The 25704-nt window shown below is 53.6% G+C and carries 20 protein-coding genes and 1 tRNA gene (1 of these 21 running past the window's edge); 7 read left to right on the top strand and 14 right to left on the bottom strand.

The window, feature by feature from the left end; translation table 11 throughout:
* On the bottom strand, window positions 1-932 hold the 5' portion of the coding sequence (ilvC, locus tag NHM04_RS07315) for a ketol-acid reductoisomerase (protein WP_254266327.1). The gene continues 85 nt to the left of window position 1, outside the view; the window shows 932 of its 1017 coding nt (coding positions 1-932); its start codon is at window positions 930-932; its stop codon lies beyond the left edge, outside the window.
* Window positions 933-1045: 113 nt separating this feature from the next.
* Here ilvC and ilvY point away from each other — a divergent pair, with 113 nt between their 5' ends.
* Window positions 1046-1909 (top strand): HTH-type transcriptional activator IlvY, encoded by an 864-nt coding sequence (ilvY, locus tag NHM04_RS07320; protein ID WP_254266608.1) that lies wholly within the window; start codon window positions 1046-1048, stop codon window positions 1907-1909.
* Between the two features lie 33 nt (window positions 1910-1942).
* Here ilvY and NHM04_RS07325 read toward each other — a convergent pair whose 3' ends face one another.
* From NHM04_RS07325 to NHM04_RS07340, 4 genes are all read right to left on the bottom strand, one after another.
* Window positions 1943-4564, bottom strand: a complete 2622-nt coding sequence (locus tag NHM04_RS07325; RefSeq protein WP_254266328.1) for a glycoside hydrolase family 5 protein — start codon at window positions 4562-4564, stop codon at window positions 1943-1945.
* A 69-nt stretch (window positions 4565-4633) separates the two neighbouring features.
* Complete coding sequence (locus NHM04_RS07330) at window positions 4634-7762, bottom strand: TonB-dependent receptor (RefSeq protein WP_254266329.1); 3129 nt, start codon at window positions 7760-7762, stop codon at window positions 4634-4636.
* 348 nt (window positions 7763-8110) lie between these two features.
* Window positions 8111-8710, bottom strand: coding sequence for a beta-phosphoglucomutase family hydrolase (locus tag NHM04_RS07335; protein WP_254266330.1), 600 nt, complete (start codon window positions 8708-8710; stop codon window positions 8111-8113).
* A 53-nt stretch (window positions 8711-8763) separates the two neighbouring features.
* Window positions 8764-9648, bottom strand: a complete 885-nt coding sequence (locus NHM04_RS07340; RefSeq protein WP_254266331.1) for an ABC transporter substrate-binding protein — start codon at window positions 9646-9648, stop codon at window positions 8764-8766.
* Between the two features lie 230 nt (window positions 9649-9878).
* Here NHM04_RS07340 and NHM04_RS07345 point away from each other — a divergent pair.
* Window positions 9879-9965, top strand: a tRNA-Leu gene (locus NHM04_RS07345).
* 792 nt (window positions 9966-10757) lie between these two features.
* Window positions 10758-11150, top strand: a complete 393-nt coding sequence (gene rnk, locus NHM04_RS07350) for a nucleoside diphosphate kinase regulator (protein ID WP_254266332.1) — start codon at window positions 10758-10760, stop codon at window positions 11148-11150.
* Here rnk and azu read toward each other — a convergent pair whose 3' ends face one another.
* The 5 genes from azu to NHM04_RS07375 are packed head-to-tail and all read right to left on the bottom strand — an operon-like array spanning window position 11151 to window position 16002.
* Window positions 11151-11603: an azurin gene (gene azu / locus NHM04_RS07355; protein WP_254266333.1), complete on the bottom strand. Its 453-nt coding sequence runs from the start codon at window positions 11601-11603 to the stop codon at window positions 11151-11153. It abuts the gene before it with no gap.
* Window positions 11604-11627: 24 nt separating this feature from the next.
* On the bottom strand, window positions 11628-12641 hold the full coding sequence (locus tag NHM04_RS07360; RefSeq protein WP_254266334.1) for an ABC transporter ATP-binding protein: 1014 nt from the start codon (window positions 12639-12641) through the stop codon (window positions 11628-11630).
* Window positions 12641-14161, bottom strand: a complete 1521-nt coding sequence (locus tag NHM04_RS07365) for an iron ABC transporter permease (RefSeq protein ID WP_254266335.1) — start codon at window positions 14159-14161, stop codon at window positions 12641-12643. Before NHM04_RS07365 ends, NHM04_RS07360 begins: the two co-directional genes overlap by 1 nt.
* Entirely contained in the window at window positions 14158-15195 is a 1038-nt protein-coding gene (locus NHM04_RS07370) for a substrate-binding domain-containing protein (protein ID WP_254266336.1), read from the bottom strand. The genes NHM04_RS07365 and NHM04_RS07370 overlap by 4 nt, the downstream gene beginning before the upstream one ends.
* A complete protein-coding gene (locus NHM04_RS07375; protein ID WP_254266337.1) occupies window positions 15196-16002 on the bottom strand; it encodes a hypothetical protein in 807 nt (268 codons plus the stop codon).
* Window positions 16003-16165: 163 nt separating this feature from the next.
* Between NHM04_RS07375 and NHM04_RS07380 the strand changes: the two genes are divergently transcribed.
* On the top strand, window positions 16166-17320 hold the full coding sequence (locus tag NHM04_RS07380; protein ID WP_254266338.1) for a Card1-like endonuclease domain-containing protein: 1155 nt from the start codon (window positions 16166-16168) through the stop codon (window positions 17318-17320).
* Window positions 17317-18024, top strand: coding sequence for a glutamine amidotransferase (locus NHM04_RS07385; RefSeq protein WP_254266339.1), 708 nt, complete (start codon window positions 17317-17319; stop codon window positions 18022-18024). The genes NHM04_RS07380 and NHM04_RS07385 overlap by 4 nt, the downstream gene beginning before the upstream one ends.
* Before the next feature lie 129 nt (window positions 18025-18153).
* Here the strand turns inward: NHM04_RS07385 and ada are convergent, their stop codons facing one another.
* Window positions 18154-19257, bottom strand: coding sequence for a bifunctional DNA-binding transcriptional regulator/O6-methylguanine-DNA methyltransferase Ada (gene ada, locus NHM04_RS07390; RefSeq protein ID WP_254266340.1), 1104 nt, complete (start codon window positions 19255-19257; stop codon window positions 18154-18156).
* A gap of 392 nt (window positions 19258-19649) precedes the next feature.
* On the opposite strand from ada, the gene NHM04_RS07395 reads away from it, so the two are divergent.
* Both NHM04_RS07395 and NHM04_RS07400 read left to right on the top strand, forming a co-directional pair.
* Window positions 19650-22658, top strand: a complete 3009-nt coding sequence (locus NHM04_RS07395; protein WP_254266341.1) for a TonB-dependent receptor — start codon at window positions 19650-19652, stop codon at window positions 22656-22658.
* A 219-nt stretch (window positions 22659-22877) separates the two neighbouring features.
* On the top strand, window positions 22878-23612 hold the full coding sequence (locus tag NHM04_RS07400) for a DUF599 domain-containing protein (protein ID WP_254266342.1): 735 nt from the start codon (window positions 22878-22880) through the stop codon (window positions 23610-23612).
* Between the two features lie 3 nt (window positions 23613-23615).
* Here the strand turns inward: NHM04_RS07400 and NHM04_RS07405 are convergent, their stop codons facing one another.
* From NHM04_RS07405 to NHM04_RS07415, 3 genes are read right to left on the bottom strand one after another with little or no spacing between them, the layout of a single operon-like run.
* On the bottom strand, window positions 23616-24503 hold the full coding sequence (locus tag NHM04_RS07405) for a hypothetical protein (protein WP_254266343.1): 888 nt from the start codon (window positions 24501-24503) through the stop codon (window positions 23616-23618).
* 44 nt (window positions 24504-24547) lie between these two features.
* Window positions 24548-25027, bottom strand: a complete 480-nt coding sequence (locus NHM04_RS07410; RefSeq protein WP_254266344.1) for a hypothetical protein — start codon at window positions 25025-25027, stop codon at window positions 24548-24550.
* A 5-nt stretch (window positions 25028-25032) separates the two neighbouring features.
* Window positions 25033-25698: an SDR family oxidoreductase gene (locus tag NHM04_RS07415; RefSeq protein ID WP_254266345.1), complete on the bottom strand. Its 666-nt coding sequence runs from the start codon at window positions 25696-25698 to the stop codon at window positions 25033-25035.
* Window positions 25699-25704 lie beyond the last annotated feature (6 nt).

The raw sequence follows: 25704 nt of genomic DNA on the forward strand, positions 1-25704 counted from the left end.
TGAGCCGCGTTGTTACGACGCGCCGCAGTCATTGAAGGATAGTTGTGTGCACCTTCGGCAATGAACATTTTGGCGTACTCGCCGTTTTGGATACGCTTAAGGGCGTCACGCATGGCTTCGCGAGATTCATCGTTGATCACCTCGGGGCCAGTAACATACTCACCATACTCGGCATTGTTAGAGATGGAGTAGTTCATGTTAGCGATGCCGCCTTCGTACATCAGGTCAACGATCAGCTTCAGCTCGTGCAAGCACTCAAAGTAAGCCATTTCTGGAGCGTAACCCGCTTCGGTCAGGGTTTCGAAACCGGCTTTTACCAGCTCCACCGCACCACCACACAGAACAGCCTGCTCGCCGAACAAGTCGGTTTCGGTCTCGTCTTTAAAGGTCGTCTCGATAATACCGGTACGACCGCCGCCTACGCCACTGGCATAAGACAGGGCAACGTCTTTGGCCTTACCTGATGCGTCCTGGAAGATCGCGATCAGATCAGGAATGCCACCACCTTTGGTGAACTCGGTGCGCACTGTGTGGCCCGGAGCCTTAGGGGCAACCATAATCACGTCCAAATCTTTGCGCGGCACGATCTGGTTGTAGTGGATCGCAAAACCGTGGGCAAACGCCAGGGTAGCGCCTTCTTTCAGGTTAGGCTCAATCTCTTCTTTATACAGCTGGGCCTGGAACTCGTCTGGAGTGAGAATCATAACCACTTCAGCACCGGCAACCGCTTCAGCAACTTCCGCTACCTTAAGGCCGTGGGCTTCAGCTTTCGCTACAGAAGATGAGCCCTTACGCAGACCAACAGTAACGTCAACGCCCGAGTCGTTCAGGTTGCACGCATGGGCATGGCCCTGAGAACCGTAACCGATAATGGCAACTTTCTTGCCCTGGATAATAGAAAGATCACAATCTTTATCGTAATAAACCTGCATAGCAGACTCCTGTAATTAGGGTGAATAGAAAAATCCCGTGCAGTGTAGTGAATACATCGCGTTACGTAAAATGATATATTCGCAACTTAATGTTGCAAAAACTAAAACACACTATGGACATTTATAAGCTCAAACTGTTTACCGCCCTGGCCTCAGCGGGCCACTTTGGCCGCGCCGCCAGCGCCTGCCACGTCAGCCCCTCGACAATTAGTCGCAACTTAAAACAACTGGAAGAGGAGTTGGGCACCGAACTGGTACTGCGCGACAACCGCTCGGTGGCGCTAACTGACCAGGGGCACCAGTTTTTGCAGTTTGCCCGCGAGACATTACAACAATGGGAAACTTTTCAGGAATCGCTGCTGGCAGGCAGCCAGGAGTTACGTGGCCAGCTCAGCATTTATTGCTCCGTGACCGCAAGCTACAGCTTCCTGTATGACATTCTCACCGAATTTCGCCGTCATCACCCGGGCATTCATATAAAGCTACACACGGGCGACCCCGCCCAGGCCATTGAACGAGTCACGGCAGGATTTGAAGATATCGCCATTGCCGCACGCCCCGACCGCCTACCCGCCGGGCTGGACTTTAAGCCCATCGCCCGCTCTCCGCTGGTCTTTATCGCGCCGCAGCAACAGACAGTGGACGAGCATTGGTATCTGCAGCCGGTGATTGTCTCGGAGGAAGGACTGGCTCGCGAAAGGTTTAACAGCTGGTGCAAAACCCAAGACCTGACCCCGAATATCTATGCAGAGGTAAAAGGTAATGAGGCGATCGTCAGCATGGTGAGCTTGGGGTTTGGCGTAGGGCTGGTACCACTCATTGTACTGGAGAATAGTCCACTTAAAGACAAAGTGCAGCGGATAAAAAACCAGCCGGATCTAGGCCCGTTTGAGACCGGCATTTGTGTACTGGAAAAGCGACTAAAAAGCCCGATTGTATCGGCGCTTTGGCAGCAGATTGCCGACAAAGCGCCTTGACGAGAGGGCGCAGCATGACTGCGCCCAGTGAAGTTACTCAAACATTACGGGAAAGGACGTCTCAGCGATACCATTTGCACCGTTCACGATTTCCTCACCGCGCTCGGTCAATACCTCGCCCTGCACGTCATCGGCAATGGTTAACGCACTCGTATCGAACCAAGTACTGGCGGTCCAGCCAAATGGCACTACATGGTAGCCTGGTTTTTTCGCTGCCAGCATTGAGCCCGAGTCCAGCGCACCCTGAGTAAAATCTACAGCCAAGTCATCTATCGAACCCATGGTACTGAAACCCTGCTCGTAGATAGGCTGCAAATCATCCACCACGCTATCACCGATGATTTCAATATCATCCAGCTTGAACTGACCTGCAAGAGTACCGCCGTACTGGAAGCCAAACATTTGTGGCGACAGAGTGCGTGAGAATCCCTCTGGGTAATCCTCATCCGTAATTTCGAATTGCAGATCATTCCACTCACCATAAGTGATGCCAGACATATCCACTTCCCCGAAGGGGAAATGTTGCCAACTACCGCTTTGGAAGAAGAACGTCATCCAGAATTCGGAGCCGGAGTACTCTTCTGGCAAAAACAAACGAGCTTTCACCGTCAAGTTGCCGGCAAAGTTAATCTCTTGCACCGAGTTCACGTCAGCTTTGTTCACCGCTCCGCCGTCACCAGCCGGCACAGTCGCCACCAGTTCGCCGTCCACGTTCGATACCTCAACCTGACCGCCATCCCAGCCGGCATTAACAAAGCCTTCAGTGCCGCCGGTAAAAGTGGCTTTGTACTGAGTATCAGTAACAATTTTAGTTGGTCGTGCCGAGGGGTCTTCGATCACGATAGAGTCGATGAGGACTGACTGTGATTTAGGCAAGCTGATACCGCCCAATTGCAAACCAAACGATTGTTTCGTATTAATGCAATTTGTGCCGCTAAAATCTACGTTAAATTTCAGCTCAGACCACTGGCCGGGAACTAGTTGTGCGACGGGCATTGACACCTGATTCCAAGCTGACCAATCGTCGCAGAACTGCGCAAATGCCTGCCCCCACAACCCGTCACCCGAATACTCCTCAGGCAAAAACATCCGCACAGTGACGTTTAAGACGCTGCTAAAGTCAATCAGCCCTAAGGTGCTTCCCCCAAGCTGGTAGTTTATCTGCTCACCTGTTGGCAATGCTTGCAAGCTACCATCCGCTGTCGTGAAATCGGCACCGTTGCCTCCCCAACCCTCAGAGTCGCCATCAGTATTGAACTCAGCGGTATACATGGGCGGAACACCCGGGAATAAATTCAAATTGTCGAACTTAATCTCGCCTTCAGCCAAATCAGATTTACCATTGGCAAGAATTTCTATTCCCACATGGGTGACGGCCGCCTGATCAAACTCAGTAGCACCATCCAATAAATTAGCCGGATCAATCTCAGCCGGAACATCAAAGCGCAATTTATTCCAGACGTTTTCACGCAGCTCGCGTGCTAATGACATGCCCAAACGCAGGCGATTGCCGTTCTCGTCCATCAAATACATCGCAATGCCCGTGGTGCCGTTGGGCGCATAGTTAGAGCTACCGGGAGAGACTCGCATAAACTCCAGGTAACGACGATCCATAAATACATCCAGCGACGTGGCACCGCTGGTTAAATCCAAAGTTTCGCCAAAGGCGTTTAAATAACCCACGCCATCGTCACTGCCAACCCAGGGGGTATCCACCACCAGTGCGGTATCGCCCACAGCCTGGGCCATAAACTCAGTTTCATCCACAGGGAAATCGCCAGTTTCAGAACCGCCAAATGCATTCATAACAAAAGGCACATCTTGCTGCGCAAGCAACGTGTTAGCGGCAATGATTTTGTCCGCGCTGTCCCAACGCTGGCCGTCACCATCGGCGGCGAAAATTAGATTCTTTTCCGCGTCCGCCGCCAACAGTTCGTCACCACGCCCCACTAAGAAGGCGTTAAAGTCCTGACCGCAGTTAGCGCCATCAATCATCAATGGCAGTTTAAAACCCGCTTCACGGAAACGACGAATCAACGCTTTATAAGTATCGATGTACTCTTTGTAGCCAAGACTTGAGGCGTTAAAGACACCCATGGGGCCCCAACCGTCGGCAATATTAATAATCACCCGGCCTTGATAACGATCTTGTGCCAGCACCGAAATCCACTGATCCAACCAAAGTGTGTTTACCGCATCGACAATTGCGTCTGAACTTTCCTGACAGTGCAGCGCCGAGCCGTCATCGGTCAGGCTCACAACCGCCACCATATTGTTGTTGGCGATAGTGCTCAGCGCGCCGTCCAGCTGGTCTTCCGTCACGCTGCTATCAATCATCAAACGCACCGCGTTAGCGCCAGTTGCTGCGATGGGTTCAATAGCCTGAATCATTTGCGCCGTGTCTTTGTAATACTCAAGCGTTACCCCGCGCAGAAAAACAGGATTGCCCGCGACATCCAACAAAAACTCATCGGTTGTTGTCATGGTGGGTTCACCTTCGGGGGGGCGCGGACGATCGGTCGGATCTTCTGTTCCCGCTTCGGGGTACATCATATCCACGTCATTGTCTTCACCCAGCAGGCCATCGCTGCCACCGCAGGCGGTTAGAGTTAACGCACCGGTCATAACGACCCATGGTAGTAATTTCATCTTCATATCAAAACTCCGTCATTATTCTTTTGACCTGCGCACTCAGTGCGCAGGCGAGTACATGATTAGTCAGCCTTAAAAGGTCAGAGTAAAGCCCGCCGCGTACCGGCGCTCTTGCACATTGATGCTTTGCAACTGATCTTCGTACTGGGCGTAGTTTGTGCGATCGGTAGCGGTCAGGTTGGTACCGTTCAAGTACACACTGATATGCTCGTTAATCCAGTAGCTCATAGACACATCCAAATAGCCTGCTGGCTCGGCCCACGTCGCTAGATTAAGAGGTTCGCCGTTGGCGCTTCTGCCAACTGATTGCACATACTCATCACTACGCCAGTTGTAAGCGGCGCGAAGATTGAACCCGGCGTTGTCGTACCAGAGAATCAAGTTAGTTTGATGCTCGGAGTTTGAAGGAAGGGGTAAGGTATTACCTTCAAGATCTTTTTCGTCAGACTCACTCTGCGAATAGGTGTAGTTAAACTCGATACCCGTCGAACTTAAAAAGCTCGGCAAGAACGTGAACGGCTGGCGGTAACCAAACTCAACACCATAAAGCGACGAGCCGCTGGCGTTTTCCGTGGTCCACACATTGGCGGTGTTGCCGCGGTCTACGTCATCGCCATCAACAAACGAGCGCTGCTCTTGAAAGCTTCTAACCGAAGTATCGACATCCATGTAGAAAAGGCCCACACCAAGAATGGCGTTATCGTCGAAATACCATTCGGCGGAGGTGTTATACACATCGGCAATCCACGGATCGATATTAATATCGCCGTTATCACTACCGCCACCTACACAGGTCACTTCTTCTCCCACCAAGTTACCCGAACTGTCGACGATCAGAACACGATCACCATTCTCGTCGGTTTTTTCACACTGGCTGTACCACAGACTCAAGCCCGAGCCGACGTTTTGCAAATCGTTGCGCGAGGTTGTACGCGCCGCCGCAAAACGCACCACGACATCTTCAGCGGGGAACATGTTCATATTGAACGACGGCAGGTACTGCGTGAACGAGCGCTCTTTGGTTTCAATATCGTACACAAACGCTAACTGCTGATAGTCAACCGAACCGATAGAGTTAAAAATGTCCAGTACTTCAGGGACGGTATTACGCTCTACCGTGCGGTCCGTTTGCATAACTTTCAAACCAACGTTACCGCTGTAGGGTATGCCAAACAAACCCTCTTCTGAGCCGAAGTTAAGTTGAGCAAACACCTCAGCCGAAGCTTCTTCAACGTTATAAGCGTAAGCCGGGTCTTCTACCGTGCGTGTGCCTGGATAGAGCTGGTTCATGAAATCCAGCGGCGAATCCCACGCGGAAGGATCAAGCGAAGACACCCCGCCAGCAAACCCGGTAAAAGGACCAAAATCGGTAAACACGGACGTATCGGCAGCCGTAAAGCCATTGTTGTACAAGCCGGCGTCAATCAATGCCTGCGGCTCATCATCGTAGTTAAACAAACGCCAGTCCGGGTAACGCTGCCACACGCGGTTACCTTCATACAGCTGGTTTCGCTTATCAATGGGAATACGTTGATCGTCAGCGTAGCGCTGTGTAGGCGTTACATAGTAGTACTGCGCATAGTCAGCCTCGCGCACGCCGTAGCGAACACCAAAATCTACAGACTCAAAAAAACCGCCATTATCGAACTCAAAATTCGCATCCACTCGGGCAACGTTCAGAACACCCTCGGTGTTATCGCCGGTGGCAATGGATTGATAGCGGCCCAGCAGGTTTGCATCGGAAACATCTTTGTCGAACTGGAAAGACGGATAATCACCGGTGTAATCAACCGTGACAGCGTAGGGATCGATCGGGTCTTTACCGGGAATGCCATCAACATCTACCCACTCCCAAGCCGGAGTACCCTGCTGCAACGAGGCATTACGATGACGCTTTTCCGCCTCAGCGTAAATATACCGCGCCGTTACCGTTAAGTTATCGTGGTTGGTGTAATCCAGCTGAATATTGGTGTTTAACGCAGCGGTTCTGTTGATGTCATTGGACGAAGTGGTGGTAAAGTCCGGCGCCAAGACATCGGCAACGCGCAAACTGTGAATGGTCGCGGTTTGCGACTGACCATTTTCATCGACATAAGAGTACTGCCCGCTTTCACTAAACACCGACCCTTCTTCCAGAGCGTTGAACAAATCCGACTCTGTACCCGGTGTGCCATTGACCTCGTAAGAGCTAACAGCGCTCCTGGCATTAAAGGCGACGCGCACACCGCGATCATACTGCTCCATCTCAGTGTAAAAGGCGTCACCGCGAAGGCTGAAGTTGTCATTGATTTGCCATTCGATACTGGCCGAACCGCCCTGACGCTCACGGGTGACAAAACTGCTAGAAGCACCAAAGGTTTCAGGCACTAAGTACCAGTCGTTGACCAAGTCGCCATCGCCATCCAAATCCAATGGGTCGGTGGGCGTTCCGTTTTGACGATCCAGAAAGCCGAAGTTGGCATCCTGAGTCATAGAATAGTTAGCGTTGTAAGACTCTGAGCTAAACAAGCCCATATTGAACGCCAGGTTGTCGTTAAACTTGTAACCGAAAAAGCCACTCACGTTGTAATCAGGGTCGCGAGTGCCGGTACTGCCGTCTGCTTTCACCTCGTCTTTCGAGCGGTCACCCATGGAGCCTTCGGCGCGCAGGTTGGCGGTAACGCCATCTTCCATTGCCAGCGGTGACAGGGTTTTCAAGTCAACCACGCCGGAAATACCGCCGGCCACCATTGAGGCAGACTGCGATTTATAAACATCTACACCACTAATCATACCGGCGGGAATGTCCGAGTAGTTAGCCCCGATGCCCGTAATACTCCAGGGGCTTAGGAACTGTTCGCCATTAAGGGTAGTAAGCACCTGGGGCATACCGCGAATGTTCAGAGAGGTACCCTCGTTCGCCTCGCGGTTAATCTGCACCCCGGTTACCCGCTGCAGAGAGTCAGTAATGGTTAAATCCGGCAGCTTGCCAATGTCTTCGGCGACGATTGAATCCACGATGCGGTCCGAGTCGCGTTTGATATCAATGGCTTTTGCCTGAGACTGACGCACCCCTCGAACAATCACTTCCTCTAAAAGCAGATCTTCTTCCGCCGTGGCGGCGCTGGAGTCTTGGGCATAACTGAACTGGCCTGTCGCGGCAACGCCTATGGCTAACGCCAGGGCACTCTTGCGCGCGAAAAGCATATGGCTTTTTCTCATCTGGAACATCCTCGTGCGATTTTATTGTTAGTTATCGTCTACAGGGGTACAGCGCAGCGTGTACCGCTACTGCTATCACCAGCGCCTTAGAAACGCCTGTGCAAATTGTTATTTTCTGCCAAGCGGACACTACCCCTAAAAATCCGCCACCAAACTGTAATCGATTACAATATGAGCAAGCAAGCACTATCTTCGTTTTATATAAAAACTTATTTTTTCATACAAAAAAACAAGAGCAACAAAGAGAGAAGAGAGAATGGAAAAAAGTACTTAAAAATCAATCGGTCATAGAGAAGAGCTGCTTGGTATCGCTTTCACCAAGCAGCCTTACGGAAGGGATACCAGCGCTTACAGAAAGTAATCGTTTTCAATGCCCAGCACTTCGAGTACATCAACACCCGTCATCCCGGCGCGCTCAGCGGCCTCCAGGCCGAGCTTTGAGTCTTCAAATACCACACAGTTTTGCGGCTGTACGCCCATCAGCTCGGCGCAGCGCAAAAAGGTATCCGGGGCCGGCTTGGGGTTAGCGACCAAGTCTGCGCCCACAATATGATCCAGCAAGTGACTGATACCACAGTGCTCGATAATTCCACGCGCCTCTTCGGTATAGGCGCCGGTGCCAACGCTCATGGGCTTGCTGCCTGCGTACTTCTCGGCCACCTGCAAAAGAGCGGTAGGTTTTACATACTGCTGCGCCACCCTGGCGACCACAGCCTCTTTATAGTCATTCATCTCATCCAGACTGGCGGGAGCCTGAAGGGAAAACTTATCCAGCAGAATTTCGATGGTTTTCTTGGTAGGCACTCCGGCCAGAGATCGCATTAAGGGGCGGTCAATGGGAATAGCATACTGGTTCAGGGTTTCGGTCCACGCCACCTCATGCAGCTGACCGCTGTCCACCAAGGTGCCATCCATATCAAAAATAATCGCTTCGTATTGATCGAACAAAAGAATATACCTACTACAACAAAGGAAGGGAGGCCTACTTTACCGCGCCCACCCTAAGGTTGGAACCATAGGTCGCTGTGTTCCAGAGGGGTTGAATCACTCAAATCGGGGTTATACAGCTGGTAAATACGCCGTTCACTCAAGCGCGAGCGCTCAATCACCTCGCCGTAATAACGCAAGAACAGCTGATCAAAAGAACCATCCTCTAGCGCAGAATGGAGCCCCTGCCTCAATAAGTCAGCTAGCGCCTCATTGTCGCGAGCCGTAAACATATAAAAGGCACTGGGGTAGTGAATAGCCACACAGCAGGCTACCGCAAGGGGCATTTGCCGATAATGCTCCAATTCGTCCCACACTTCGATGACTGAACGCGACACATAGTCGATCCGATCCCCGATCAACATATTGATAAGACTATCGCGATTGACCGAGGTAACCACCTCATAGCCATTGGCTTTCATGTAACGCACATCAGGCCAATCATGACCCAACCCTGCGCGCAGGCGTTTAAACTCGCCTGGCGTCAACTTGCGATCGAACCGACTGGCATCGGTTTCGCGCACCAGCAACAAACGCCAACCCGCAAGGCCTTTAAACATAGGAAAATAAATAGGCCGCAAGGTTGTTTCACGATCCGGACTGGTATGCATAAAATTGACGTCATAAACGCCGCTATCCAGGTTCCGCATAGCGCGTCTGTCAGTAACGGCCTGCCCCGGCACAGGAACCAAATGGTAAGTTCGCCCGCTTTTGGCCAGGGCCAAATCCAGCAGGTCGGCGAAATAATCCGTCAGACGAGAAAAAACTGGGTCATCACCCACATATTCTGGGTACCTCACCTGCAGGGACTCCTTCGCGGAGGGCTCGGCGCCACAGAAGCCGGTGGCGGCAACCATAAACAAGGCAACGCCCGCCACGACAGACCGTAAATACAACATAGGTGGCCCTCCAAATTATTATTCTGGGCTCAGTATAGACCGCAGGCAGAAATTCCCCAACCGTCGAAATCCCCCGCTAAACGCTGGCATCACTGGCAAAAATGCTCACAAAATCATCAAGTTGTACGTTTTAATCGTTTTTTTACAGTTTTCTTAATTTAGCCGTTGACAAGCAATTTCTCTCCCCCTATTATGCGCGTCCTCAGTTCGAGGTCACCCCGAACTGATCCGCCCAGGTGGTGAAATTGGTAGACACGCTAGCTTCAGGTGCTAGTGGCCTCACGGCCGTGGAGGTTCAAGTCCTCTCCTGGGCACCATCTTCGAAAAAGGCTGAATCCTCAGGGTTCGGCCTTTTTTATTGGCTGGACATACTTGTTACACAACGTCGAGGACTTTCGTCCTTCGTCGCTCCCGGCATCCTGCCTCCCGCGACACTTGCGCATCCCTGCGCATCGTCCTGGGCACCATATTCGGAAAAAGGCTGAATCCTCTGGGTTCAGCCTTTTTTATTGCCTGGAGTTGCGCGTTACACGACGTCGAGGACTTTCGTCCTTCGTCGCTCCCGGCATCCTGTCTCCCCGCGAGGTTTGTAGGTCCTGTTCGGTCGCTTTCAGCATCCTGCTTGTCGCGACACTTGTACATCCTTGTACATCGGTCGCTTTCAGCATCCTGCTTATCGCGACACTTGTACATCCTTGTACATCGCCCAGGTGCATATAGGCTTCTCGAAAGCTCCTGCCAGGGCACGTATTCAATTTTGAATCAGGATATGACGCTTATATGTGAGCGTTGATTTGCATTTGGTACTGATTTAGAACTTGACCTGCGAGATTTCGAAAATGCCTGCTAACGTCTTGATGGCAGGCCGCTCTCGATTTCTTGAACAATTGACTTTGCCGCCCAATGCGTTAATTTACTCAAATCACGACACAGGTATCAGTATGCTTATTATTCAGATCAACCGCTTTTTAATGTGGAGACTTGCTCCGATCTTCCCCGCCTAACCGGGCCGCCGTCAGGCGTCCCGTAGTCTCTATTACTTTTCATTTCGTGATTTTCGTTGCTACCCCGGCAAATGACTTGGCTGGGATTTCTTTATTGGAGTACGTATGGCCGTTAAAAAACCAAAAATCGTGGTGTCTCAGGATGTGTACGAGACCTTGTGTCGCATGATCGATGCCCGCGACGGTGACCCCGCTGCCGAACTGTTGTTGGATGAACTCGAGCGGGCTAAACGCGTTAAACCGGGCAAGCTGCCCCGTGATGTCGTTACGGTAAATTCCAAGGTCACATTTGTGGTGCAAAGCACCTCAAAAAGTTACACCTATCAACTGGTGTACCCACAGCATGTGAGCGGCAATGCTCAGGCGTTGTCGGTTTTCAGCCCGGCAGGCAGTGCGCTTTTGGGTCTGAGCCCTGGGCAAAGCATCGACTGGCCGGTAAAATCGGGCCAGTCGAGCGTGATAGAGGTGACTACGGTTGAGCCACCCGAGAAGGGATGATTATTCGACGGTGACCGTGCCTTTCATTAAGGCATAGTGGCCAGCAAAAGAACAAAAGAAACTGTAATCACCGCCCACTTCAAGCACAGAGGGATCAAAAGTTACCGATGTGCTTTCACCACCACCAATAACGTCGGTGTGAGCTATCACACGCTCGTCGCCGGGCTTGATGTAGTTGTTGTCCAGACCTGCACTCATACCGTCCATGGCAATACCTTGCAGGTCGGATGTTTTAGACAACACCCAGTTATGGCCCATAACATTTTTGGCCATACTGCCCGAGTGCGTGAGGTTGACGGTAAACTCTTCGCAAGATGAGGGAATTGTCATCGAGCCTGTATCAAAGCGCATCTGGTCGGTGCTATCGATGGTAACAGAACACTCTTGCGCCTGAGCAGTAAAGCAGAGCGTGGCCAAGGCTGCGCCGGCAACAATGTTAGAGACAAGTTTCATAGCGAACTCCTTTGAAGAAAGAAATCATTTTCGATTAAATACGGCCAACGGATGAGTTGTGATCACTTCTAACTGTACTCTGGCGCCGATGGCGGCGTGCACTTCGTGACTGACGCGTACTTTTACTTCAGTGTTATCGTCTAAAGTTACCGCGAAAAGACGGCTGCCGCCCTCGTAGCGAACCCAAGTAACGACGCCATGACCGCCTTCCGCGGCAGGTGTCAGAGCTATATCGTCGGGCCGCAGGAGCAGGTCCACCTCCCCTGCTGCGCCATCCACAGGTGTTCCTGGGGCATTACCTATTGCAGTAACGACCCGCCCCTGCTCCAGCTTACCCGGAATAAAACTCGCCTCGCCTAAAAAGCGGGCCACAAAACGACTGGAAGGCTCGCAAAAACAGGTTTCGGGCGTGTCCAATTGTTCCAGTTTGCCGCCGTTTAAAATACCGACTCTGTCACCCACCGACAAAGCCTCTTCCTGATCATGGGTTACCCAAATGGCGGGTACGCCGGCTTTTTTTAAAGCGTTGCGAATCTCCCAGCGCAAGCTGTCCTTGAGGGCGGCATCTAGGTTGGAAAGTGGCTCATCCAGTAGAATAAACACGGGCTGGTGCGCCAGGGTTCGCGCCAGAGCGACCCTCTGTTTTTGACCACCAGATAGAGTAGCAGGTTTGGCATTGCGCAGTGCAGAGAGCCCCAAAAGGTCAATCCAATGATCGCCCAGCGCAGGGTCCTTGAGACGAAAACAAACGTTTTGCTGCACCGTCAAATGAGGGAAGAGCGCAAAGTCCTGAAACACCATGCCAACGCTGCGTTTCTCAGGCGGTACGGGATTTTTTGCCGTGGCACTCCAGGCCCCCAGAGTGATCTCCCCTTCGGCAATGGGGATAAGCCCGGCAAGCGCCTGTAATATAGTGGTCTTACCGCAGCCGGTGGGCCCCACCAGCATCAGGATTTCATCGTCCGCCAGCGCCAGGTTCAGCTTATCCACTACTCGAGTGGGGCCGTAATCGACCGACAGATTGTTCACGCTCAGCATTAGCGGTTGGAATCCTCTGTTACATCAAATTCGCCTCGGCGCTCACCGGTAAGCATTAACGCCAGCCCCAGGCCGGACATTAACACCAGCAGCAAACCGGGCACTGCAGCACGGCCAAAGTAGCCGGCCTCATAAACCCGCCACAAATAAGTGGCCAGAGTTTCAAAGCCGGTCGGCCCGAGCAATAAAGTGGCGGGCAGCTCGCGCATCGCCTCTAAAAATACCAAAGCGGCGCCGGCTATCATACCGCGCAACGTCAGCGGCAGGGTAATACGGGTAAACGCCTCTTTGGGGCTGGCACCCAACAGGCGTGCCGCTTTCACCAGACTCGGGTCCAAACTCTCGGCGGACGAGCGCACCGAGCCTACCGCCAGAGGCAAAAAGCGCAACACGTAAGCAAGCACCAACAAACCCAACGTTTGATACAAAAACGGCAGTTTAAGCCCCACGTAGACCAGCGCCGTACCCATTACAATACCGGGCACACCAAACCCAAAGTACGTAACCCGCTCCATGATGCGGCCCGCCTTACCACTGATAGCGGCGTGGGCCACAGGCACGGCCAACACCACCGCAACGACAGCGGCCAAAAAAGAGGCATAGGTCGAATTCCAGGCGTAACTAAACTGGAAGCCAGCGGTTCCTTCGCGCACCAGCCAAAGCCCAAAAATCGCCAAAGGCAAAACAATAGACAACAAAGACACAGGCAATGCTGCCGCTAATAGAGCATTCACTTGCCAGCGCGAGGGCCAGAGCATTAGGCGGCGGCCAGGACGCTCACGGGTGGCTTTTACCCGCGACTCCAAAAACAGCACCAGCCCTACAATAACCAACAATTGTAACGACAACATGGCAGCCTGGCTGAGGCCAAAAGCGTTGTACTCGACGTAAATCACCCGGGTAAAAGTATCCAGCCGCATGATCGCCGGCGTACCAAAATCCGACAAAGTGTAAAGCGCTGCGAGCAACGCACCGGCGGCAATGCCGTTAAACACGCGCGGCAGGACAACCCTCCACAAACTCATCCCCAAAGACATACCCAGGGTGCGCGCAGCGTTGACCAGGCTGGCGTCCAGGCTCAACAAAGAGGCGCGGGTGGTGAGCAACACAAAAGGGTAGGTGTACAACGTCATCACCAGCGCGGCGCCGGGTAAGCCGTAAAACGCCGGGGTGGGCAATCCGGTGAGGTTATTAATTTCACCGCCCGGACCAAAGGCAGCATAGAGGGTAAAGGCGCCGATATAACTGGGCATTGCGAGAGGCGCGGCGAACAAAATCAACCACAGACGACGCCAGGGCAGATACACATAGGCCGTCAACAACGCCAGCGGAACCCCAATAAGCACTGAGCCCAGCACGGTTAACCCCATCAGCGCGAGGGTGTTACCTAACACTTTCAGGTTATGCGCATCGAACAGCTGGGCCGTGTCACTGGCCAGAGACACCAGCACCCCCACTGGCACCAGCGCAAACAGCGCTATCAGTAGCGCCAGGGGGTAAGAACCGGGCAGTCGGGTCATAGCACTCCGACGCGACGCATCAAATCCAAGGTGGGGCGTAAATCTGCCAAGCGAGTCAAATCCATTTTAGGCGGCGAGACAGTACTCAGTGCCGGCAATCCCTCAGGCGGCGCAACGCCATCTACCAGCGGAATTTCGTAGGCCTCGCTGGCGAGATACGACTGCACCTCGCGGGTGAGCAGGTAGCGAATAAAATTAACCGGCAGCTCGCCTTCGCTTAACGCCAAAATACCCGATGCGTTTACCAGGCAGCCAGCATCGTTGTTGGTAAAGGCCAAATCCACAGCGGCGTCTGGCTTACCCGCTTTCAGGCGTAAGGTGTAATAGTGATTGGCAAAACCCACATCCACCTCGCCACGCTCTACCGCCATAACCACGCCCAGCTCACCGGCGTAGTTTTTACCGCGTTTATTCATGGCCTTGAGCCATTCACCTGTGGCTTTTTCGCCCTCCAGTAAACGCATGGCGGTAATAAACGATTGAAACGAAGCGTAAGCTGGCGCCCAACCGATGGACAAACCGCTGTCCGGCAATGCCATGACACTGTCGGGTATTTTATCGGCGCTGAGCTTATCGCTGTTAAAAGGCAGGGTGCGAATCCGGCCGGTAACCGGAGACCAGTTATCGTAGCGAAAGCCTTCCTTTAACTGGCCGGTTAAATCCGCCGGCAACGGGCGCGCAAGGCCTTCACCATTAACCAAGCCAATCGCCCCCGAATCCACCGCCCAAAACACATCGGCGCGACGCACTCCCGCTTTGGCCTCGGCAACAATGGTATTGGCCAAGGCCGCGGTAACGCCGCGGCGAATGTTCAAGGTAAAGTCAGGATTGCGCTTTTGAATCGCCTGCAACACATTTTCGTACAGGCCCCCTTCGCCGCGGCCCAGATAGAGCGTCAACTCGCCTTTGAGGGCGGGCAAGTCCTCGACCGATACGGCGCCGGCAGTAGCGGCCAATGCGCGTGCGGCCGACAGTGGCAGGCTGCCGAGCAAGCCGGCGCCCGCCAGGGCTTGTACAAAAGTTCTGCGTTGCACTTAGAAAACGTCCTTACGTTCAGATTCGGCTTTTTCCAGCAGGTCTTTGGCGCTGTCGAGTTTGGTTTGCATATCCGTCACCACACCGCGCACCTCGTCTACACTGCCGCCGCCAGAGATGGCCTTGGGCAGAGTAACGTTAAAATCTTTTTCCAGACTCTCCACCAGCGCCGCGTCCTGCTCAATCAGCGCCCCCTCTACCCCTTCAAACAGGTTCAGGTAGGTGTCGTGCACAATGCCTGTGGCCTCATCGGGCAGCTGCTCGGCGTACTTGGCAACCACGCGATCCAGGCGGTGTTTTACCTCATCCAGGGTTGCTGTGGGAGTCGTCGGCGCGCTCGCGGTGGTTTTTACCTGATCCAGCAAACCGCGCTGCTGATACAGGGCCGCCAGTTTAACCGCACCCAGCGCCTGCCACAATGACTCTTCCAGGGCGGCTTGCTCGGCTCGAACTTCAGCCACGGGCTTTTCCGCATCAATCGCCTCTTTAACACCGTACAGCCCCTGCCAGATGCTGGCGTAAATAGGTACATAGTTCACTTCAATGGCAGAGTGAAAAAGTACCGACTCCCAGATATCCACAACCTTATCCGACTCGGCCGCCTCAGCGCCTTTTGCCTCATAGGTATCCACCATGGCGTCGATTCTCTCGTTAATCCAGTTCACCTCCTTGGTGTATTTGTCCAGATTATCCTGCAGGTGATTCACATGCTCGCCAATTTCGCCATTGGCCGATACCTGCACGGCGGCGAACAATAAAGAGGCCGCTACCAGGGCTTTGTGACAGTATCGCAATAAAACTTTCATAAAAATTTCCATTATTAAGACTTGACCACCTAAATGATACTTATTATCAGAAACCAGGTAAAGAAAAGCCGCGGTAAAGAAACGAAATCTGGCCAGCCCCCACCACTTGCCTCCATGGGTGAACACAGTAGACTGAGGCCTCAATGAAAGGATCCACAGCCCCATGGACAGTCACTCTACACAGTTTCTGATTATTTCCGACCACCCCAACGGCAACTTAATGCCACTGACCGATTCGCGCCTTAAACCCGATGAAGTCGTCTTACTGACTCCCCCCGGTGAACACCTGGCCGATTACCAGCACTGGCTGATACAAGTGTGCCAGCCCATGGGCATACGCTGCACCACCATAGAGCTGGCCCAACCATGGGATATTGAACAGTTGCGGCAAACTCTGGAAGAGCTAGTGGTCGCCAGACTGGCTCAAGGCGAAAACTTGATATTGAACAACAGCGGCACTAAAGGCCCCATCGGGATTATCGCGCACGAAGTGTTCTTCTATCGCAACCTACCCGCGTTTTATGTCCGCAACGATCAGGTGTACTGGCTTTGTAACCCCGATAACCGTTCCAGCTTTAACCTTGAAGACAAAATAAAGCTGCCCGCTTTTTTGCAAAGCCACGGCCTCAAGGTGACTCATTACTCTCGCGAGGGCATCGCCAGAGCGCAGCGCGATATTGCCGAACGCTGGTTGCTCGGTGCCACCAGCTACAGCAAAGCCATGGGCATTCTTAACTACTACGCCTCCAGAGCCGAATCCGGCCTAAGCACCCGGGTGGACCACAACCATTTGCGCGGCAATACACCGTTTAACCAACTGCTGGACGACCTGGCGCAACACCAACTTGTGCAACTAAAGGGCAACGAGTTGAGCTTCAGCAGCGAAGAGGCCCGCTTTTTTGCCAACGGCGGCTGGATGGAAGAGCTGGTGTTCAGCGAGCTACTCAAATTGCGCGGCGAATTTCCCCAGCTGCAAGACCTGGCGCGCAGCGTCCAGCTCAACTGGCTGGAAAGCCGCCGCCAACGCCCAGTGCGCAACGAACTGGATGTGCTCGCCCTCTACAACAACCGCCTGATTGCCATCGAATGCAAAACCAGCCGTTTTGAACAGGGCAACGGCAAGAAAGTTGTCTACAAGCTGGGCGCCATGCTAAAGCACCTAGGCGGCCCCAGCGCCCGCGGCTTGATCGTTAGCTTTCACCCCATTAAACAAATACACTGCGAGCGCGCCGAACTGTTCGATGTGCACGTATGCGAACGCAGCCAACTGGGCAACCTGACTCACCTTTTACGTACACTTCTTAAGGAGCTGCAATGAACACCGCCCTCGCTCTCTACCATATTGATTTTGAGAAACTCGGTACGCTTGAGCCCGTACTGACCGAGCAGAATTACCGGTTGCAATACCTCAATGCCTGCACAAATGATTTGCAAGCGGTGGATGCCAATGAGGTAGACCTGCTGGTTGTGCTAGGAGGGCCGGTGGGGGCTGAAGATGGACACTTGTACCCGTTTATTAGCGACGAACTGGAGTTAATTAAACGGCGTATCGCCAGCGGCAAGCCGTTGCTGGGTATTTGTCTGGGAGCGCAGTTTATTGCCAAGGCTCTGAACGCAGACGTATCGCCCACTGGCGGCAAAGAAATTGGCTTTGCTCCGCTCAACTTTACCCCTGAAGGACAAGACTCTGTTCTGGCGTTGCTGCAAGATACTCCTGTACTGCACTGGCACGGCGATGCATTTGCCATACCCGAGGGTGCACAGCACTTGGCCAGCACAAACGTTTGCGCCACCCAGGCTTTTAGCCTGGGCAACAATATTCTGGCGCTGCAGTTTCACTTAGAGGCAGACCCGGATGAGATTGAGCGCTGGCTGGTGGGCCACAACTGCGAGATAAGCGCGGCCGGGATAGACCCGCGCGAGATTCGCACCCAGGCCCAGCAGGCCGGAGCTCTGGCCGACAAGGCTCGCCAAGTTTTTAGCGCTTGGTTGCGTCAGTTGAACCATTTTCCCGGCAATTAACATTGCCGGACCAGGGCCTGTTAACACTAATTAGAACCGCCTGCTGGAAGCCAGCGCGAGCCCTTGACCTACCAGCACGCCCGCGTGCGCCAGAATTTTAAGGGCGGCAATCAAATAGATCAGGACGATTTATTTGATTGCCAGGTTAATAGCGGCGCCTTCGCGCTGTAGCAGTTCGCGTTTGCGCTCGACGCCCCAGCGGTAGCCGGACAATCCACCGTCGCGGCGCACGACGCGGTGGCAGGGCACAGCCACTGCCAAAGGGTTGGCCGCACAAGCATTGGCCACGGCGCGCGCCGCGCCGGGCAGGTTCATGGCCTTGGCAAGCTCACTGTAGCTAAGAGTTTTTCCGGGCTGAATACGCCCTAAAGCGTCCCATACTTTGCACTGAAACGCCGTACCGCGCATATCTAATGGCAGAGCATGCCCCTGGGCGGGCGACTCAATTAACCCAAGCACCTGGGACACCGTCTGCTCAAACGACGCATCGGCACCTTTCAACTCGGCCCGGGGAAAACGGCTCTGCAAGTCATCCAGTAGCTCTTGAGGATCGTCGCCCAGCAAAATAGCGCACACGCCCTTAGCCGTTTGCGCCACCAATACCTGGCCCAAGGAGCAGTTTGCCAGGGCAAAATAAATAGTCACGGTGTCTCCTTGCGCCCGGTATTGGCGCGGTGTCATACCCAATATGTGTTCTGCCTCGGCGTAAAAACGGCTGCTGTCCGAATAACCCGCGCCATAGACAGCAGCGGTGACACTCGCCCCGTGCTGAAGTTGCTCGCGCAAGCGGGCGGCACGCAATTGCCGCGCATACTGTGCGGGACTAACCCCCACCACCTGACAAAACTGGCGCTGTAAATACGACGCGCTAATTCCCTCGGCCGCGGCGAGCTGAGCCAACGAGGGGATGGAGTCTGCATTTTGCAGGTGGCGGCATACTCGCACGGCCCGCGCCAGCGAGCCATTCAATGATGTTAGCGCATGGGGCTGGCAGCGCCGGCACGGTCGCAGACCGTCTGCTTCTGCCTGTACAGAGTCTGCGTAAAAGCGGACGTTTTTAGCCAGCGGTTTACGCGCGGGGCACGAGGGGCGACAGTAGATCCCGGTCGTGACCACGCCGTACAAAAACTGGCCATCGGCCGCCGGATCGCGCTGGCAAAGGGCTCGCCAGCGCAAGTCTTGCTCATTAACCGGTGCGGTGAGCGGGGCTCGGGTGCAGACTGATATACTCATGGTGCTATGGTGCCGAGAAAACTTGGCGACGTCATCCCGAATCTTGCACTCAAATTTCCGCCCGCGACGCACTAAAAAAGGGCTTTTCAAGCCGCTGGCGCCAGCGACTGGTGCAAGCTTGCACTTTTTTACTTGAACGCCTGTTCATTCTGCCATACCCTTCTGTAACCGTTTACAAAATAGCCTCTGACTAATCTGATTATGCTCAGATTGTTTACTCGCTAAACTCACAATAACTCCAATAAAAAGCCTCGTTGAATGTTCGAATCATCTCGAACAAGGGCATGGTTTTATCTGTGAGACTGTAACCGGTTACTAAACTGGCCATTATTGCACTACAAAACTCCAAATAGCAGTAACGGCCATGCCTATAAAAATGGAGACCCTGATCGATGAAAGTTAGCCATGTACTCAGCAAAAAACGTCTTGCAGCCTGCGTATCTGCCATTGCGGTAGGGGGTACTGCCCTGCCCGCACTGGCCCAACTGGACAGCCCTGCGCTTGAAGAAGTAGTGGTAACCGGTGTGCGCGCCGCCCAGGAAAATTCGGTAAACATTAAACGCGACGCCGACTCGGTGGTGGATGCGATTTCCGCCGAAGATATCGGCAAATTACCCGATGTCACCATCACCGACTCACTGCAGCGCATCAGCGGTGTGCAAATCCGCCGCAGCGCCGGTGAAGGCACCGCCCTGAACATTCGCGGTCTGCCCCAAGTGTTGACCACTTTAAACGGTGAGTCTTACCTGGGCGCGAACTCGCTGACCACCGTACAGCCCAACTACAGCGACATTCCCTCGCAGTTATTCTCCGGTGCCGAAGTGGCCAAATCGCAAACGGCTAGCATGAACGCCGGCGGCATTACCGGTATTGTCGATCTGAACACCTATCGTCCGTTTGATTTCGATGAGGGCTTTACCATTTCCGGCGCCGTTAACGGCACCTATGGCTTAGAAACCGAAGAGACAGATCCCTCGGCCAACCTGCTGCTGAACTGGAACAGCGAGCGCATTGGCGTAATGGCAGCCGTGAGCCACCAAGAAGCGACTCTCGCCAACTATTACTCGGGTGTTATGGGAGACGGCGGCTGGACCGGTTTTACCAACGAGACCGACTACGGCTGGGTAAGCCCTGATAACGCTCAGTTTGCCGACCGCTACAGCGACGGCGGTGTCGACATTAACAATGACGGAGATCTTGACGATCGCTACTGGGCTTACGTAGGCCACACCGCCTACAACCGTCAAACCGAACGCGAGCGCACCGGTGCCAACCTGGCGGTTCAGGTAGACCTCGGCGCGGGCTTTGAGCTGATCGCCGAAGCACTGGTGACCGACCTGGAAGACAATGACTTTCAGGCAGGTATCGCCAACTCTGACAAGTGGCAGAGCTGGAGCTGGTACGACGCCACCCAATCTACCGACCATGGCAGCGTCAATACCGTGCAGGAATACACCACCTCTGGCCGCCGCATTAAGTCTTATTCTTCTGTCCAGGCGCAAACCGCCGAGTCGCAGAATTACAACCTGGAACTGAACTACGACAACGGCGGCGAATTTACCGGCTCATTCCGCTACATTCACGGCGAAGCCGAGCAAGAGCGCCTTAACAGCTACACCGATGTGGATCTGGCCAACGGCAGCCAGTGGGGTGTTGAGTGTCAGTACTACCCCGACGGCACCGCCGGTGAGCAGGGTGACTGCGCCGACGGCCAACTGCAAACCAACCCTGGGGGCTACCTGGGCTACCCGCAGCTGACTATTGATTACACCGGTGACGACCCGCGCTGGAGCGGCTTTGATAACAACGCCAACCTCAGCATTAACGGTGAATCACTGGGCGAGGCGCGCACTATTGCCGACTACCTGGGCGATGTAAACAGCTACGCGCTTGGTGCTTTTGCCAGTGAGAATAACTTCTCTCGTGAAGGCGAGCTGGACGTAGGGCGTTTTGACGGCGAGTATCGCTTTGACACCAACTTCCTTACCTCGGTGGAGTTTGGCGTGCGCCTGAGCGAACGCAGCGTAGACAATTTCGAATTTGATTTACTGTCTCCGGTAAACGGCTGCGACGTTAAATGGAAAGCCACAGACGTAGTGCTCGATGGCGGCGGCGTTGAGGGTGCCTGTGTTGCGGGCGATGGAGAAAACTTCTACACCGCAGGCATACCTACGCCTCTGGCCGATCTGAATCCGATTCAAATCAGCGACTTTGGCAGTGCATCTGGCATTCCCGCAATTTGGGGCGTAGACCCTCGCGCAATGGCTGATGTAGAGGCCTATCACGAAGCCTTGTACCCAGGCACCTATCGCTCTATTTTCCCGGGCCGCTCCTACGAGGTTGAGCTGGAAGAGCTGAGCTACTACGCCAAAGCCAATTTTGAAACCGGCATTATGAGCGGTAACTTTGGCCTGCGCGCGGTAGATTCGGACCTGACCGTGGTCCAAAACCAAGTGGGCGCTGCCCAGGCTTACGGGGCCGCCGCGGTAGATGCTGGCGATATCACCACCGAGCGTTCACTGGATTACCTGCTGCCTTCTTTGAACCTGCGCTTTGACTTAAGCGAAGACTTGATTCTGCGAGCCTCTTACGCACAAACCATGGCGCCGCTGGATCTGGCGCAGTGGGGCGGCGGCTTAGCCCCCAACTATGTAATCGACAGCAACCCAGAAAGCGACACCTACAACCAGTTTATCGTCAGCGGCGGTAACGCCAACGGCAACCCCGAGCTGGACCCCTGGGAGGCCACCAACTACGACTTGTCGGTGGAGTACTACATGGGTGGTGCCAGCAGTGTATCTGTGGGTTGGTTCTACATTGATGTCGAGAGCTTTATCGAAAGCGGTAGCGTACAAATGGAGCTGCCCGATCAGGATGGCGTTGTGCGCCGTAGCGTACCCATTTCTACCAGCATTCAAGGCGAAGGCGGCGTGTTGAAGGGTGTTGAGCTGGCAGCCAAGCTGGCTTTTGACGACTTCCTCGACTTACCCATGCTAAGCGGCTTTGGTATGGACGCCAACTACACCTACTCGCCCAGTGAGTCGGGCAACCAGGGTATGGACGGTCAGGAGCTGCCTTTCCAGGACAACTCAGAAGACGTTGTTAACCTGGTCGGTTGGTATGAAAACGGCCCGCTGCAGGCGCGTATCGCCTACAACTATCGCAGCGAGCGCGTGGTTGGCTTTAACCAAACCTGGGGCGAAGGCACCTTGTGGCAAGAGCCCACCGCGTATGTGGATGCGTCAGTCAGCTACGACATCAACGACTATGTCAGCGTGTTCTTGAACGCCTCTAACATTACCGAAGAGAAAGAGACTTACTACCTGGAGTACGAAGACCAGTTCGCCTGGCAGAACGAGTACGAAGCTCGCTACACCATGGGCGTAAGAGCTACTTTCTAAGCTCCATTCGGGGCACCTTGTGCCCCTCCTTACTGTCGTGGAGTTAGGGGTTCAACCCTAAGCTCTCCTGTTTGGCGCTCGGGCAACCGAGCGCCTTTTTTATATCCCTCTTAGGCCTGCCCTCACTGCAACCACAGACAATCCTGAAAATCTTTCCGCGCAGGATTTTTCTCGCCTCATGCATCAGGTAAGATGCCGGTATCGATCAAGGAGATACAAGTGCCGGTGACCGCATACGACTGGATTAACATTGGCGCAGCCATATGGCTGTTTGCAGCCTGGACTGGTTACGCTCGCTTTGCCCGCCATCGGGCACGTACCGATCACTGCTTGGCATCGGTACTGCACATCTATCGCAAAAGCTGGATGATCGAAATGCTCGGACGGCAGAACCGCATTGCCGACACCGCGCTCATTGCCAGCCTGGAGCGCAACGTTTCTTTTCTAGCCTCTACCGCCATTCTTATTATTGCCGGTTTAATCACGATAATGGCGTCCATTGACAAAGTGTATCTGACCATCAGTGCCCTGCCCTTTGCCAACGAATCCATGTCGCCGCGGCAATTGCAGCTCAAAGTGATTTTGCTGTTGCTTATTTATGTATACGCCTTTTTTACCCTGACCTGGGCTATGCGACAGTACGGCTTTTGCGCCATTTTATTTGGCGCTGCACCGGCTCACGACGCGCAAATAGACGATGAAGACCGTCGTCGCTACGCCATCAGCACGGCAAAAATTATTGACCAGGCGGGCCACAGCTATAACTACGGCCTGCGTGCCTACTATTTTTCGCTGGCGGTATTGCCGTGGTTTTTTAACACCTGGCTGTTTATTTCGGCAGTCGCGATTGTGGTTGGCGTGTTGTATCGGCGGGAATTTCGCAGCTCAACTCTGCAGGCGTTGCTGCGGGAGATTAAACAGCGCGAGACCACAGAAACTCACGCTGATTCTTAACCATCAATGCTTAAAATATTGATGGACTTTGTTGGGAAACAAGGTCTCAGCCAATCCCTTTAAGCGGCGGTTAGAGGAAGACACCCTGCAATGCAGTGCAATGCTGTCGTAAGCAAACTCACTAGCCGCAGCTATGTCTTCTTGCAGATTTCGATTATACAGTTTTGAGTGCAAATAAAACTCGGCAATGGCCGCGTTCCACTGCTCTTTATTGCCCCAGTAGTGCCCGATCCAAGTATCCGCAGGTTGCAAGGCTACGGCATGATTTAGCGCTAGAGAAAAAGCAAACTGTTCCAATAATTTCCGGGGCGCCTTAGTCGCACACAGGCTGTCGCAAACGGCCACGGTATGCTCTGCCACCGCGCTGGCGATTGGGCCGGGCAGCGCAACCACACCGGCGTTCCACATGGCAGAACCCTTGTCGATCGTTATGCCCTCGTGGCAGCTCCCCGCCAGCACTTGCCACATGTTACGTGTGGTTTTCGTATCCAGCTGCGCCAATTTTCCCTCGTTCAGGTGCATTAATGTCTGCCCCTGATCAAGGTGCTGGATCACGTCTTGTAGCCCTCCGCCTAAAAAGGTATCGGAGTCCACATACATAATGTGCTGGCCCGGGTGGCGCAGCACCATGTCCTCTACCGCTTTACATTTGATCCTCCAGAAAAAATCAGCCTCACCCCGCCACGCCTGCAACTGCACCTGATCAACTACCACAAGATCGACTTGGCCTTCAAAGCATCGGTAAAACTCGGGGCGATCGGTATAAACCGTCACCGCAGGTTTAAGAGGATCTTTTAAAAATGAAAGAATGCAAAAACAGGCTTGGTAGTGGTTTTTAATATTCGGCCCAAAGGTGAGCAACATTAGTTGTAATGATTGATTCTGGTTCATCTGTGACCCTGTGGACAATGTTAATCAATATCTAGCGCTGAAGTTTAAACAGCTTCTACTAACTGAGCCAAACGGGCAATACGCTCATTACTTAACTGACGATAATCCAGGTAAGGTGAGACAACCAGCCTGTCTGCTCGATTGATGGCAAAGTGTGCATCCAGCCAGTCCAGCCCCTGTAAACCCAGCTCGGTGGCGTGGGTTTTACCTGCCACAATGTGGATGCGCGTTTTAGCAATCGGCGGGGGACTGAACAACAAAGCCGTTTGGCTGTTGGCTTGTAACAAATAGTTATCGCGGTAATCCTGCCAGCGCACTGGCCACCCGGCGCGGGGGCCAAGCTGGTATAAAAACTTGGCATAAACACTGAACAGCTTGCGCCAGTGATTGCTGGTGTTGGCGACAATGTGCGTGAGCTCGCCCGGTGCCAGCGCCTGTAGAGTGTCCAACGCAGGATAGTGATCGAGCGCCGGCCTGTTAGCGACACAAAAGGCGATGCAATAATCCGCATCGCCCAAGCCCACAGGCCCTACCAAGGCAGCTGCTGGCCGTTGGAGTGCCAGAAGGTGCCACTGTTACCCAGATTGAGCTCGTCAATACGCGCCACCAAGCGCTCGGCCGCCTCATCTGGCGTGATATCTCCATGGCCGCCAATCATCTCGGTACCCACCAAGCCCGGGTGCAAAATCGCCACAGCAATACCACGGTCTTTTAAATCACAGGCCAGCGACCTACCCGCCGCATTTAAAGCCGCCTTAGACATACGGTAACCATAGCGACCGCCACTGGTGTTATCGGCAATAGAACCCATACGACTGGTGATTAAGCCGATTTTAGCATCGTCGCTTAACTGCGCCATTAACGCTTCGGTTACCCGCAAAGGCGCCAGGGCGTTTACTTCAAACTGCTCGCGAATGGTTTTTATATCCAGCTGACCTAAACGCTCATCGCGCAGAATTCCGGCGTTATTAATCAGCAAATCAATTGTCACGCCATCAAGCGCTTTTACCAAGGTTTTCAGACCTTCATCTGTACCCACATCAACACCGTCAACGATGCGCGCACCTGAGCCTTCCAGCTCGGGTGAGGCGCTGCGACAGGCGGCATAAACGGTGTAGCCGCGCTGTAAATAAAGCTTGGTAAACGACAACCCAATTCCGCGATTGGCTCCGGTAATTACGACAGTCTTAGACATATTCAC

The sequence above is a fragment of the Gilvimarinus sp. DA14 genome (genome assembly GCF_024204685.1).
GTDB lineage: Bacteria > Pseudomonadota > Gammaproteobacteria > Pseudomonadales > Cellvibrionaceae > Gilvimarinus.

Bases quoted from the DNA above. Each gene is read 5' to 3' on its own strand.
- NHM04_RS07405 (WP_254266343.1), bottom strand. From the start codon at position 24,503: ATGAACCAGAATCAATCATTACAACTAATGTTGCTCACCTTTGGGCCG.
- NHM04_RS07375 (WP_254266337.1), bottom strand. From the start codon at position 16,002: ATGAAAGTTTTATTGCGATACTGTCACAAAGCCCTGGTAGCGGCCTCT.
- ada (WP_254266340.1), bottom strand. From the start codon at position 19,257: ATGAGTATATCAGTCTGCACCCGAGCCCCGCTCACCGCACCGGTTAAT.
- rnk (WP_254266332.1), top strand. From the start codon at position 10,758: ATGGCCGTTAAAAAACCAAAAATCGTGGTGTCTCAGGATGTGTACGAG.
- NHM04_RS07415 (WP_254266345.1), bottom strand. From the start codon at position 25,698: ATGTCTAAGACTGTCGTAATTACCGGAGCCAATCGCGGAATTGGGTTG.
- NHM04_RS07395 (WP_254266341.1), top strand. From the start codon at position 19,650: ATGAAAGTTAGCCATGTACTCAGCAAAAAACGTCTTGCAGCCTGCGTA.
- NHM04_RS07340 (WP_254266331.1), bottom strand. From the start codon at position 9,648: ATGTTGTATTTACGGTCTGTCGTGGCGGGCGTTGCCTTGTTTATGGTT.
- NHM04_RS07380 (WP_254266338.1), top strand. From the start codon at position 16,166: ATGGACAGTCACTCTACACAGTTTCTGATTATTTCCGACCACCCCAAC.
- NHM04_RS07385 (WP_254266339.1), top strand. From the start codon at position 17,317: ATGAACACCGCCCTCGCTCTCTACCATATTGATTTTGAGAAACTCGGT.
- NHM04_RS07325 (WP_254266328.1), bottom strand. From the start codon at position 4,564: ATGAAGATGAAATTACTACCATGGGTCGTTATGACCGGTGCGTTAACT.
- NHM04_RS07330 (WP_254266329.1), bottom strand. From the start codon at position 7,762: ATGAGAAAAAGCCATATGCTTTTCGCGCGCAAGAGTGCCCTGGCGTTA.
- NHM04_RS07365 (WP_254266335.1), bottom strand. From the start codon at position 14,161: ATGACCCGACTGCCCGGTTCTTACCCCCTGGCGCTACTGATAGCGCTG.
- NHM04_RS07360 (WP_254266334.1), bottom strand. From the start codon at position 12,641: ATGCTGAGCGTGAACAATCTGTCGGTCGATTACGGCCCCACTCGAGTA.
- ilvY (WP_254266608.1), top strand. From the start codon at position 1,046: ATGGACATTTATAAGCTCAAACTGTTTACCGCCCTGGCCTCAGCGGGC.
- azu (WP_254266333.1), bottom strand. From the start codon at position 11,603: ATGAAACTTGTCTCTAACATTGTTGCCGGCGCAGCCTTGGCCACGCTC.